Here is an 11924-nt window from a genome sequence, read left to right as displayed (position 1 = left end):
GGCGAACAGTACGGCACAACACCGGGCCATCGACACCCACGAAGCGCCGGGTGGCCGCGATGCGGTCAGATGTCGTAGCTGGCGCCTGCCCGGACCACTTCGAGCGGCCCGTTGTACGCGGCGGCCGCCGACTCCAGCGTGTGCGCCTCGCTGCCCCAGGCCACGACCAAGTGGGTCAGCAGCAGACGACCCACCGCCGCCTTCGTCGCGATCTCACCCGCCTCCCGGCCGGTCAGGTGCAGATCCGGGGGATTGTCCACGCCGTCCAGGTAGCTGGCCTCGCACAGGAACACGTCGGCGTTCTGGGCCAGCCGCAGCAACGCGTCGCACTCGGCGGTGTCCGACGAGTAGCACAGCGACCGCCCACCGTGCTCCAGCCGCACGCCGTACGTCTCGACGGGATGGTTGACCCGGTCGACGGTGACCGTGAACGGCCCGATCGGGAACGTGCCCGGCTGGAGGGCGTAGAACTGGTAGACGTCGTCCACCGTGCCGTCGTCGCCGTAGGCGGCGCTGAGCCGGTCCGGGGCGCCGGCCGGGGCGTACACCGGCAGCGCCGGGTAGGGGCCCTCGGGGGCGTACCGGCGGACCACCACGTACGTCACCGCGTCGAGGATGTGGTCACAGTGCAGGTGGGTCAGCAGGATCGCGTCCGGAGCGTGCAGCCCCACGTACCGCTGGAGGCTGGACAACGACCCCGAGCCGAAGTCGACCAGGAGACGGAAACCATCCGCCTCGACGAGGTAGGCGGAGCACGGTGACTCGGGGCCCGGGAAGCTGCCGGCACACCCAAGGACAGTCAGTCGCATCGGGTTTTCTCACTGTCACTGTCGGTAGTATCTCTGCCGGCGGTCGTACCGGCCATGATCTCTACCGACGCGTACGCCACGCTGCGCAGCCTACGCCGGGGTACCCGAGGACAAGAATCATCCGTTGGAAGTTGTCACGAACGTGACACACGCTCACGGCGGGCCGAGACGCGGAACGGGCCATCGACGCACACGTCGACGACCCGTTCGCGCGGGGACCCGGCCCTCAGGCCCAGAGCTGACCTTCCAGCGCGTCCTCTGCGTCGCTGAGGGTGCCGCCGTACGCGCCGGTGGACAGGTACTTCCAGCCGCCGTCGCACACCACGAACGCGACGTCGGCACGGCGGCCGGCACGGACCGCCTCGTGGGCCACCGCCAGCGCGGCGTGCAGGATCGCGCCCGTGGAGAACCCGGCGAAGATGCCCTCCACCTCCACGAGCTGACGGGTACGCAGCACCGCGTCCCGCGTGCCGACCGAGAAACGCCGGGACAGCACCGAGGCGTCGTACAGCTCCGGCACGTACCCCTCGTCGATGTTGCGCAGCCCGTAGACCAGCTCCCCGTAGCGCGGCTCGGCCGCCACGACCTGGATGCCCTCGACCTTTTCGCGCAGGTAGCGCCCGGTGCCCATCAGGGTGCCGGTGGTGCCCAGTCCGGCCACGAAGTGCGTGATGGTGGGCAGGTCGTGCAGCAGCTCCGGGCCGGTCGTCTCGTAGTGCGCCCGCGCGTTGGCCTCGTTGCCGTACTGGTACAGCATCACCCAGTCCGGGTGGTCGGCGGCGATCTGCTTGGCCGTCGCGACGGCCTGGTTCGAGCCGCCCGCCGCCTCCGAGAAGATGATTTCCGCCCCGTACATGCGGAGCAGTTGAACCCGCTCGGTCGAGACGTTCTCGGGCATCACGCAGACCAGCCGGTACCCGCGCAGCTTCGCCACCATGGCCAACGAGATACCGGTGTTGCCGCTGGTCGGCTCCAGGATGGTGTCACCAGGCCGGAGCCGGCCCGCCTCCTCCGCCGCGCGGACCATGAACATCGCCGCGCGGTCCTTGATGCTGCCCGTCGGGTTCCGGTCCTCCAGCTTGGCCCAGAGCCGCACCGGCGGTGCCCCGTCGGGCACCGTCGGAGAGAGCCGGGGCAGCCCGACGAGCGGCGTACCTCCGCACGCGTCGAGCAGACTGTCGTACCGCGCCACGACGGCCGCCCTCAGCGAGCGGCGACGGCGTCGCGAGCCGTTGCCGCGCTGTCCCGGCTGATGCTGTGCGAGCTGATCGCCGCTGCGGCGGCGCTGTGCGAGCTGATCGCGGCTGCCGCCGCGCTGTGCGAGCTGATCGCGGCTGCCGCCGCGAAGCCGAACGCGCCGCCGGCCACGGCCGGCAGGATGGTGACGCTGTCGCCGTCGGAGAGCTTGGCGTCGAGCGCGCCGAGGAAGCGCACGTCCTCGTCGTTGACGTAGACGTTGACGAAGCGGTGCAGCGCCCCGGCGTCGGTGACCAGCCGGCCGCGCAGGCCGGCGTGCCGGGAGTCCAGGTCGGTGAGCAGGTCCGCCAGCGTGTCGCCGGCGCCCTCGACGACCTTGGCGCCGCCGGTGTAGCTACGCAGGATGGTGGGGATGCGAACTTCGATGGCCATGATGTCGTGCTCCTTGATCGGGTGTGCCAACGGTGACGGGAGGAAACGGGTGCGGACGCTGACGGGTCAGCGGCCGGAACACTCGTAGTCGACCGTCGCCGGGCTCTGCCCGAACATGTAGGACTGCACGGCGTGCGGGTCGACCCCGGCCTCCACGATCTGGACCGGCTCCTCGGTCACCACGCCGTCGACGATCCGGAACGAGCGGATCTCCTCCGAGTCGGGCTCGCGGGTCGAGACGAGCAGGTAGTGCGCGTTCGGCTCGCCGGCGAAGGACACGTCGGTACGCGACGGGTACGCCTCGGTCGCGGTGTGCGAGTGGTAGATGACCACCGGCTCCTCGTCGCGGTCGTCCATCTCCCGCCAGACGCGCAGGTGCTCCATCGAGTCGAACTCGTAGAAGGTCATCGACCGCGCGGCATTGTCCATCGGGATGTGCCGGGTCGGGGTGTCGCTGCCGACGGCACCGGCGACGACGCCGCACGCCTCGTCGGGGTGGTCCCGGCGCGCGTGGGCGACGATCGCGTCGATGATCGACCGGTCGATGCTCAGCACGTGCACCAGCCTAACGCCTCCCAGGCAGGGCCTGAAGTGGTGCGGGTCACGCCTAGTCGATCAAGGCGTTGAGCAGCGACTCCTGGAGATATCCGAGATACGCGTAGACCGACAGCTGGAACACCCGGCTCGACCCCGGATCCTCGGTCACCGCGTCGTCCAACTCCTCGCCCAGGTCCGTGCCGTCCTTGATCTCCAGCCGTACGCCCATCGCCAGCCGTGCGTCGTTGAGCGCCCGCAGCCACGCCTCGGCCGCCTCGGCGTCCAACCGCACCTCGCCGCCGGCATCGTCGGGCAGCGCGGCCAGGATCGCCCCGGCCTGGTCGATCTTCGCGGTCTTCAGGTCACCCTCGGTGTAGCGGCGGAACTCCGCGGTGCTGGCCGCGTCCTCCGGGTACGCCTCCGGAAACAGCCGGCCGACGACCGGGTCGGTGTGGTCGAAGCCGTCGGTGAGCAGACCGACCACCTCGGTGGCGACCTTGCGCAGCACCCGCACCTCGTCGACGGCGAACGTGGCGACGTAGCGGCCCGCCTGCCGCCGGAACATGCTCATGAGCGATCCACTGTTGCCCACAGCCCGTACGCGTGCAACTGCGACGCGTCGTGCTCCATGCGCTCGCGGGCGCCCGTCGAGACCACGGCGCGGCCCTTGTGGTGCACGTCGAGCATGAGCTGCTCCGCCCTCTCCCGGCTGTAGCCGAACAGCTTCTGGAAGACCCAGGTCACGTACGTCATCAGGTTGACCGGGTCGTCCCACACGATCGTCACCCATTGCCGGTCGGGCGCCGGCACGTCGTCAGTGGCCGGCGTCTCGACCGGTGCAACCTGTGGAGCCGCCATGCCCCCCATCGTGCCACCGGTTTCCCGGAACCGAGGAACCGGAACGCCGGACGAACCCGGATCGCCCGTCGTGCGCGCCGCGAAACCGCCTCGCACCTCGGCGGAGGCGAGACGCGGGGCGAGGTCGAGCCGCACGGCGGGCACGCTGTCAGGCAAGCAGGATGCCGTGGTCGATCGCATCGGACAGCACCACGCCCAGCGAGAGACGGATCACCTCGAACCGTCGGGAGATCTCGCGGGAGAGCTCCAACTCGACCTCCCGCAGCGCTCGCTGCGACCAGGCCCGCGCGGCGCTGTGGTCGTCGTTTCCCGGCGTACGCCACTGCTGCCAGCATCCGCCGGAGAGCGCCACCGCGATCGGCGGAAGCACCTCGTCACGGGTTGCCGTCGGATAACCGGCGAGCGCGTCGATCGCCTCGACGCCGGTCAGTCCGGCCACCCCCGCCGTACTGGTGACCAGCAGAACCCGGTCCAGGTCACGTCCCGTGCGGTGGTCGGCCAGGCCGTACTGGACGGCCGTGGCGATCCGACGGCGTACGCCCTCCGTGGGCGGTGTGCCGAGCACCTGGGCGGTGCTGTCGGCCACGATGCCCCGCACCGCGCGGTCGCACTGCGCGGTGGCCAGCAGCGACAGTGCCGCCATCTCCCGGTCGAGCAGATCGGGAAGGCCGGGACAGCCGACCCCGAAGACGATCTCCTGAACGGCCCGCAGATGGATGTTCGCCAGTTCCAGGGCCAGGTGCTGGCGGATCCGCTGGGCGCAGGAGCGGGCCTGCCGGTCGAGCCGCTCGGACCAGTCGCCCGGGTCGGCGGCCACCGCCACCCGGTCGTGCTGCCCCGGCAGAACGGGCGGTTCGGCGCTGGCCCGCTGCAACCCCTCGGTCGCCGACCATCCCACCAACGCCCGGCGCAGGTCGGCCGCGGTGTCGACGCCGTCGACCGGGAACCAGCGCGCGGCGGCCAGGGCGGGGACGGCGGCCAACAGTGCCGCGCGGTGCGCCGCGACGGTCACCGCGATCGGGTCCACCTCCCCCGAACGACCGACCGCCGGCGGGACGGACGCCCTCGCGTCCTCCGTCGTCGCCGTGCCGTCGGCCAGCGGCGCCCAACCGGCCGTGCCGGGCGTCACCGCGAAGACGACCTCCACCGGGGCCGCGGCCACCTCGGCGAGCAGGTTCAACTCCTGGGCGGTGAACGCCTGATCGGCCGCGATCACGAAGAGCAGCGCGCCGGCCCGGCCGACGGCGTCCCGCAGCACCCGGACGCCGGCCACACCGAGCGCGCCGGTGTCCGGCGTGTCGATCAGGGTGAAGTGGCGCAGCAGCGGCTCGGGCACGCTCAGCTCGACCCGTCGGGGCGGACGGGCCAGTGCCGGGCCGGCCGCGTCCCGGTCCGCGCCGTACGAGTGCGGCTGGCGGTAGCCCGGGACGAACGCCGCCCGCGTCGGCACCTTGGCGTGCCGGACCACCAGCCAACTGCCGGCCGGCACGGTGAGCATCACCGGGTCGAGACCGACGAGGGTCGCGAGCACGGCACGCCGGTCGGCGCCGGCGGGACCGACGGCGACGACGCCGAGCGGCTCGTCCGACCGGGGATCGGGAACCTCGAGCTCGGTGGGCAGCGGGGCGCAACTCGGCGGGTCGGCTGAGCTGGCCATGTCGCCGGGCGAGTCGAGCGAGGGGAGAGGGCCCTGCTGCATCGGGTGGCCTCCCGGGGCTGACGACCGGCACGCCGGTCGGTTGGAAATTCCGGTGACACCACCCGGATGACCGAAGCGTACGTGTGGCCTGCCGACCAGGCGGAATACCGCGGGTACTCACGGGTAATTGTGCGACTACTCAACTTCGGTGCGTGACGGTGCGGGCGCAGACGGAATTCGATGGATATGCTGCGCGGATGAGTCGATGGAAGTTCGTCGGCCGGACCGATGAACTCAACCGCCTGCTGGCGGCGGTTACCGGCGAGGCCGGCCGGGGGCTCTTCTTCAGCGGCAGCGCCGGCATCGGCAAGAGCCGGCTGTTGCGGGAGGGCGTCAACACCCTGCCCACCGACCGGTACGCCATCTGGTCCATCGCCGCGAGCGCCACCACCGCGGCGCTGCCGTTCGGCGGGCTGGTGCAGGTCCTCCCGGCGGAGCAGCCCCAGGGGCTCTCCCCCGCCGGCATCCTGCGCTGGGCGCTGGGCGTGCTGCAACAGCAGGCCGCCGGCCGGCGGATCGTGCTCGCCATCGACGACGCGCACCTGCTCGACCCGCCGTCCGCCGCGCTCGTGCACCTGGTCGCCCGCGCGGACAACGCCACCGTGGTCGGCACCCTGCGCGACGGCGAGCAGATCCCGCTGCCGATCCGCGCGCTGTGGACCGACGACCTGGTCGAGCACGTCGAGCTGACCCCGATGCCACCCTCGGAGACGGCCGGCCTGCTGGCGGCGATCCTGGGCGGGCCCGTCGACGCCAACTCCGCCGACCGGCTCGGGCGGCTGTCGGCCGGCAACCCGCTGCTGCTGCGCGAGCTGGTGCATGCCGCCAACGGCAGCGAGGAGTTGAAGCGCACCTACGGCCTCTGGAAGTGGACCGGGCGACTGGAGCTGGCGCCCAGCCTCACCGATCTGATCGACACCCGCGTCGGGCAGCTCACCGACGGCGTCCGTACGGTCGTCGAGCTGGTCGCCTTCGGCGAGCCGCTCGGGCTGCACCTGCTCAACCAGGCCGCCGAGCAGTCCGATGTGGAGTGCGCCGAGGAGCGCGGGCTGATCACCGTCGTCCAGCACGACCGGCGGACCAACGTACGCCTGGCGCACCCGCTCTACGGCGAGGTGATGCGCCGCCGATGCCCGGTCAGCCGCACCCGGCGCCTCCAGGCGCACCTCGCCGAGCTGCTGGAGCAGGTCGGCAAGCGCCGCCGCGACGACCTGCTGCGGGTGGCGGTCTGGCGGCTCGACTCCGGCACCGCGCAGGACGCCGCCCTGCTCGTGGACGCCGCGATGCAGGCGTTCACCCGATACGACGTACCGTTGGCGACCCGCCTGGCGCGGGCCGCGCTGCACGCCGACGGCGGCTCGGACGCGGCGGAGCTGCTGGCCACCATCCTGATGTTCGCCGACCGACCGGACGAGGCGCTCAGCGTTCTCGACGCGGTGACCCTGGAGCCCGGCGACGAGCGCCGCCTCTGCCGATGGCTGACCGTCCGTGGCATGGTCAGCTACTGGGGGCTCAGTCGGGAGTCCACGGTGGAGGAGATCGCGAGTCGCGTCGAGCAACTCGGCGACTCCGCCGACCGGGCTCGGGTGCACGCCTTCGAGGCGATCATGCGGTTGCACCGACTGGACACGGCGACCGCCGTACGGCTCAGCCAGACCGTACTCGACCGGCCCGCGGCCAGCATCGCCGCCCGCGAGCTGGCCCGCAGCACCATCGCGTACGTCCAGGCCGCCGAGGGTCAGCTGACGCGCAGCGGCGCGGCCATCGCGCAGGTGCACTCGGCCGCGGCGAGTTGGCGCACCGACATGCCGTACCTGCAACTGGCCCTGGAGTTGGCGCGCGGCACCCGGCTCATGCTCACCGGCGACCTCGTCGGGATCGATGCGATCGTGGCCGACGAGTTCGCCGACCTCGCGGGGGCCGGTGACTTCCGGCTCGGCACCGGCTACCTGGCGATCCTGGCGGCGTACGCAGCGCGGCTGCGGGGTCAGAGCGACGCGGCCATGCGTACCTCGTTGGGCGCCTGCGCGGTGCTGGCCACCAGCCGGGTCTACGCGGGCCTGGCCCAGGCCGAACGGGCCCAGGCGGCGGCGCTGCGCGGCGACGCGGCGCAGGCCACCGAGGCGATGGCCGAGGCCGACCGCACCCAGGCGCCGGGGATGGCGGTGCTCTACCCGTGGTTGGAGCAGGCCCGGGGCGCGGTGCTGGCCGTGTCGGGTGACCTGCCGGGCGCGGTGAAGCACCTCAGCGACCTGGCCGACCGGCTGCGCGCGGACGGCTTCGCCGGGCACGAGATGCACGTCCTACACGACCTGGTCCGGCTGGACCAGGCCGGTGCGCCGATCGGCCCCACCTGCTCCGACGGCGGGCGGCGGACCGTGGCGCAGCGCCTCGCCGAACTGTCCGAGCGGGTGGACGGGGTGTTGCCGCCGCTGCTGGCCCGGCACGCCCGGGCTGCGGTGACCGACTCGGCCCCGGACCTGCTGTCGGTCGCCGACGACTACGCCGCGCTGGAGCTGACCGTGTTCGCCGCCGAGGCCACCGCCCAGGCCCTGCACCTGCTGCGTCAGCAGCACTCGGTGGCGGCCGGCGAGGCACGCGAACGGCTCGCGGGGTTGCTCGGGCGGTGCAACCTGATCCGGACGCCGGCGCTACGGGCCGGAGCGCCGGTGCTGACCGAACGCGAGTGGCAGGTGGCGCGCCTCGCCGCGCACGGCGCGACCAGCAGGGCCATCGCCGAACGGCTGTACCTCTCCGCCCGCACCGTGGAGAACCATCTTCAGCGGATCTACACCAAGCTCGGCGTGACCGGCCGGGCCGAGTTGTGGGCCGCACTGCGGTCGATCCCGGGCCACGAGGGCGACGACTCGGCCTGAACCTTAGGCTGGGACGGTGAGCACCCTCCGCCCCGCGCTGCTGACCGACCACTACGAGCTGACCATGGTCAGCGCGGCACTCAAGGACGGCACCGCCGACCGCCGTTGCGTCTTCGAGGTGTTCAGCCGCCGGCTGCCCAGCGGCCGACGCTACGGCGTCGTCGCCGGCACCGCGCGACTGATCGAGCTGATCCGCGACTTCCGGTTCGATCCGGCCGAGGTCGACTTCCTGCGCCGCACCGGGGTGGTCGACGACGCGGCGGCGGCCTGGCTCACCGACTACCGCTTCACGGGCGACATCGACGGGTACGCCGAGGGTGAGTTGTTCTTCCCCGGTTCACCGATCCTGACCGTCTCCGGCGGCTTCGCCGAGTGTGTGGTGCTGGAGACGGTGGCGCTCTCCGTGCTCAACCACGACTGCGCGGTGGCGGCCGCCGCGGCACGGATGGTCACCGCCGCCCGGGGTCGCGCCCTGATCGAGATGGGGTCACGTCGGGCACACGAGGAGGCGGCCGTGGCGGCGGCGCGGGCCGCGTACCTGGCCGGTTTCCGGTTCACCTCCAACCTCGCCGCCGGCGAGCGCTACGGCATCCCCACGGCGGGTACGGCGGCGCACGCGTTCACGCTGTTGCACGACGACGAGCGGGCGGCGTTCGCCTCACAGGTCGCCACGCTGGGCAAGGACACCACGCTGCTGGTCGACACGTACGACATCTCGCAGGGCATCCGCAACGCCATCGCGGTGGCCGGGCCGGAGCTGCGGGCGGTCCGGATCGACTCGGGCGACCTGGCGGTGATCGCGCAGCAGTCCCGGGAACTGCTCGACTCCCTGGGCGCGACCGAGACCAAGATCATCGTCTCGGGTGACCTCGACGAGTACTCGATCGCCGCGCTGGCCGCCGAGCCCGTCGACATGTACGGCGCGGGTACGGCCGTGGTCACCGGCTCCGGAGCGCCGACGGCGGGGCTGGTCTACAAGCTCGTCGAGGTCGACGGCCGGCCGGTGGTGAAGCGGTCCGAGCACAAGGCCACCATCGGGGGGCGCAAGGTGGCCGTCCGCCGACACAAGCCCACCGGCACCGCCACGGAGGAGATCATCGTCCCGCAGGGCGTGCCCGACCGGCAGGCCAACGACCGGATGCTCCAACGCTCGTACGTGGTCGACGGCGAGGCCGTGGCCCTGCCGACCCTCGACGAGTCCCGGGAACACCTGCGTGAGTGCCTCATCTCCATCCCGTGGGAGGGTCTGAAGCTCTCCGCCGGTGACCCCGCCGTGCCGGTCACCGTCGTACCCGCCGGCTGAGCCCGCCGATCCGACCTCGAAGGGACCCCCGATGGCCAACGCGCTGATCATCGTGGATGTGCAGAACGACTTCTGTGAGGGCGGCTCGCTGGCCGTCCCGGGTGGGGCCGGGGTGGCCGCCGGGATCTCCCGGTTGCTCGCCACCGAGCCGGACCGGTGGCGGCACGTGGTCGCCACGAAGGACTACCACATCGATCCGGGGGCGCACTTCGGCGATCCGCCGGACTTCGTGGAGTCCTGGCCGCGGCACTGCGTGGTCGGCACCAGCGGCTCGGAGTTCCACCCGGAGCTGGAGACCGGAAGGGTCGATGCGATCTTCCACAAGGGTGAGCACGCCGCGGCGTACTCCGGCTTCGAGGGCCACGCCGACGACGGCGAGTGCCTGGCCGACTGGCTGCGCCGGCACGACGTGGACACCCTCGATGTGGTCGGCATCGCCACCGACCACTGCGTCCGCGCCACCGCGCTCGACGCCGCCCGGGAGGGCTTCGCCACCACGGTCCTGCTGGAGCTGACCGCCGCGGTCGCGCCGGAGACCACCGACGTGGCGCTGCGCGCGATGGACGGCGCCGGCGTGGTGCTGCACGGCGAGCCTGTGATCAGGGCCGCATGAGGCGGTAATTGGTTGGCCAACGGTCCGCGACCCGTCGAGGATGTCGCCGGAGGTACGGACCAACATGAACATCAAGCCTTACCGGACAGCGCTCGCCCTGCCCGGCCTGCGGTCGCTGCTGCTGGTCGCCGTCCTCGCCCGCATTCCGCTCACGGCCACCGGGGTCACCCTGACCTTCCACGTGGTGCTCGACCTCGACCGGGGTTACGGCGCCGCGGGTCTGGTGGGCGCCGCCATCACGATCGGCGCGGCGATCGGCGGCCCACTGCTCGGCCGCCTGGTCGACCGGCGCGGCCTGCGTCCGGTGCTGGTGCTCACCGGGATCGCCGAAGCGGTGTTCTGGACCACCGCGCCCTCGCTGGCGTACCCGCTGCTGCTGCCGGCCGCCTTCGTGGCCGGCTCATTGGCCCTGCCGATCTTCTCGGTGGTCCGCCAGTCGATCGCCGCGCTGGTCCCGGAAGATCAACGTCGACCGGCGTACGCGCTGGACTCCATGTCCGTCGAGCTGTCCTTCATGATCGGCCCGGCGCTGGCGGTGGCCCTGGTCACCGCGATCTCGGCGCAGACCACCATGTACCTCGTCGGGGGCGGCATCGTCGCCGCCGGGGCCGCGCTATGGCTGCTGAACCCGCCGATCCGTGGCGCCGCCGAGCCGCTCGGCCCACGACGCCAGGTGTCCCGCCGGGAGTGGCTGACGCCCCGGCTGCTCGCCGTACTGGCGCTCAGCACCGCCGCCACCCTGGTCCTCGGGGGTACCGACGTCGCGGTGGTCGCCGTCCTGCGGGCCAGCGGCGAGGCCGGCTGGACCGGCGTCGTGCTGGCCGGCTGGGCGATCGCCTCGCTGGTCGGCGGCTTCGCCTACGGGGCCGTGCACCGCTCGCTGTCGCCGCTGGCGCTCACCGCGGCGCTCGCGCTCTGCACCATCCCGGTCGGGCTGGGCGGCGCACACTGGTGGCTGCTCTCTCTCGCGCTGATCCCGGCCGGCGCGCTCTGCGCGCCGACCATCGCCGCCTCCGCCGACGCCGTCAGCCGGCTCGCCCCGGCCGAGGTACGCGGTGAGGCGATGGGCCTGCACGGCTCGGCCGTCACCGTCGGCATCGCGGTCGGCGCGCCACTCGCCGGCGCGGTCATCGACGCCAGCGCGCCGCTGTGGGGCTTCGTGGTGACGGGGGCGCTCGGCGCCCTGGTCACCGTGGCCGTGCTCCCCGTCGAGCTACGCCGCCGCCGCAACGCCGACGCGGTGACCCCGCCGATGTCCACCGAGCAGGAACTAGCAGCCACAACCCGCTAACACCCCGACACCCCCGGCACCCCCGGCACCCCCGGCACCAAGATCCACGCAACTTCCCTGATGTTGCTGCTTCGCGAGCGTGGAAGACAGCAACATCCCTGATGTTGCGCAGATCTTGCCGCTGGACCGCGCTCACGAGCGAGCGGCCCAACCTTCCCCGCGCCGATCTTGCAGAAACTGTCGCCGTTTTGCCAGCTTTGCCCCCGTTGGTGAGCACAGAAAGTGCAAGACGCTTCTATGTCTGTGGTGATCGGTTCGGCTGGTTGCCGTTAGGTTCGGCGTCGATGATCGCTTGGGTGACTCATTGTC

The 11924-nt window shown here is 72.2% G+C and carries 10 protein-coding genes and 1 pseudogene; 4 read left to right on the top strand and 7 right to left on the bottom strand.

Features of this window, described 5'->3' with window-relative positions; translation table 11 throughout:
* Positions 1–65 precede the first annotated feature (65 nt).
* From ABZ272_RS23405 to ABZ272_RS23375, 7 genes and pseudogenes are all read right to left on the bottom strand, one after another.
* Positions 66–809 carry an MBL fold metallo-hydrolase gene (locus tag ABZ272_RS23405; RefSeq protein ID WP_355052050.1) on the bottom strand — a complete coding sequence of 248 codons (744 nt, stop codon included), beginning with the start codon at positions 807–809 and terminating at the stop codon, positions 66–68.
* A 226-nt stretch (positions 810–1035) separates the two neighbouring features.
* On the bottom strand, positions 1036–2001 hold the full coding sequence (locus ABZ272_RS23400) for a cysteine synthase (RefSeq protein WP_355052049.1): 966 nt from the start codon (positions 1999–2001) through the stop codon (positions 1036–1038).
* A gap of 137 nt (positions 2002–2138) precedes the next feature.
* Positions 2139–2438: pseudogene (locus ABZ272_RS23395) on the bottom strand (MoaD/ThiS family protein); the annotation flags it as partial.
* A gap of 66 nt (positions 2439–2504) precedes the next feature.
* Entirely contained in the window at positions 2505–2993 is a 489-nt protein-coding gene (locus ABZ272_RS23390) for a M67 family metallopeptidase (protein WP_355052048.1), read from the bottom strand.
* 52 nt (positions 2994–3045) lie between these two features.
* A complete protein-coding gene (locus tag ABZ272_RS23385) occupies positions 3046–3546 on the bottom strand; it encodes a DUF2017 domain-containing protein (protein WP_355052047.1) in 501 nt (166 codons plus the stop codon).
* Complete coding sequence (gene clpS / locus ABZ272_RS23380) at positions 3543–3833, bottom strand: ATP-dependent Clp protease adapter ClpS (RefSeq protein WP_039905549.1); 291 nt, start codon at positions 3831–3833, stop codon at positions 3543–3545. The genes ABZ272_RS23385 and clpS overlap by 4 nt, the downstream gene beginning before the upstream one ends.
* Before the next feature lie 148 nt (positions 3834–3981).
* On the bottom strand, positions 3982–5532 hold the full coding sequence (locus tag ABZ272_RS23375; RefSeq protein ID WP_355052046.1) for a hypothetical protein: 1551 nt from the start codon (positions 5530–5532) through the stop codon (positions 3982–3984).
* A 197-nt stretch (positions 5533–5729) separates the two neighbouring features.
* Here ABZ272_RS23375 and ABZ272_RS23370 point away from each other — a divergent pair, with 197 nt between their 5' ends.
* From ABZ272_RS23370 to ABZ272_RS23355, 4 genes are read left to right on the top strand one after another with little or no spacing between them, the layout of a single operon-like run.
* The gene (locus ABZ272_RS23370; protein WP_355052045.1) at positions 5730–8408 is read left to right on the top strand and encodes a LuxR C-terminal-related transcriptional regulator; all 2679 of its coding nucleotides are present in this window, start codon (positions 5730–5732) and stop codon (positions 8406–8408) included.
* Between the two features lie 16 nt (positions 8409–8424).
* Positions 8425–9711: a nicotinate phosphoribosyltransferase gene (locus tag ABZ272_RS23365; RefSeq protein WP_355052044.1), complete on the top strand. Its 1287-nt coding sequence runs from the start codon at positions 8425–8427 to the stop codon at positions 9709–9711.
* Positions 9712–9742: 31 nt separating this feature from the next.
* Complete coding sequence (locus ABZ272_RS23360; RefSeq protein WP_355052043.1) at positions 9743–10324, top strand: isochorismatase family protein; 582 nt, start codon at positions 9743–9745, stop codon at positions 10322–10324.
* A 40-nt stretch (positions 10325–10364) separates the two neighbouring features.
* A complete protein-coding gene (locus ABZ272_RS23355) occupies positions 10365–11615 on the top strand; it encodes an MFS transporter (protein ID WP_355052042.1) in 1251 nt (416 codons plus the stop codon).
* The last annotated feature ends 309 nt before the right edge of the window (positions 11616–11924 follow it).

The sequence above is a fragment of the Micromonospora sp. NPDC005979 genome, from assembly GCF_040614415.1.
Classification (GTDB): Bacteria; Actinomycetota; Actinomycetes; order Mycobacteriales; family Micromonosporaceae; genus Micromonospora.
The sequence above is the reverse complement of the archived record's forward strand: the minus strand, read 5'-3'. Positions and strand labels throughout refer to the sequence as shown.

What these genes read in the sequence shown, in the direction of transcription:
- ABZ272_RS23405 (WP_355052050.1), bottom strand. Translation starts at nt 809, where the DNA reads ATGCGACTGACTGTCCTTGGGTGTGCCGGCAGCTTCCCGGGCCCCGAG.
- ABZ272_RS23360 (WP_355052043.1), top strand. Translation starts at nt 9,743, where the DNA reads ATGGCCAACGCGCTGATCATCGTGGATGTGCAGAACGACTTCTGTGAG.
- ABZ272_RS23375 (WP_355052046.1), bottom strand. Translation starts at nt 5,532, where the DNA reads ATGCAGCAGGGCCCTCTCCCCTCGCTCGACTCGCCCGGCGACATGGCC.
- clpS (WP_039905549.1), bottom strand. Translation starts at nt 3,833, where the DNA reads ATGGCGGCTCCACAGGTTGCACCGGTCGAGACGCCGGCCACTGACGAC.
- ABZ272_RS23385 (WP_355052047.1), bottom strand. Translation starts at nt 3,546, where the DNA reads ATGAGCATGTTCCGGCGGCAGGCGGGCCGCTACGTCGCCACGTTCGCC.
- ABZ272_RS23355 (WP_355052042.1), top strand. Translation starts at nt 10,365, where the DNA reads ATGTCGCCGGAGGTACGGACCAACATGAACATCAAGCCTTACCGGACA.
- ABZ272_RS23370 (WP_355052045.1), top strand. Translation starts at nt 5,730, where the DNA reads ATGAGTCGATGGAAGTTCGTCGGCCGGACCGATGAACTCAACCGCCTG.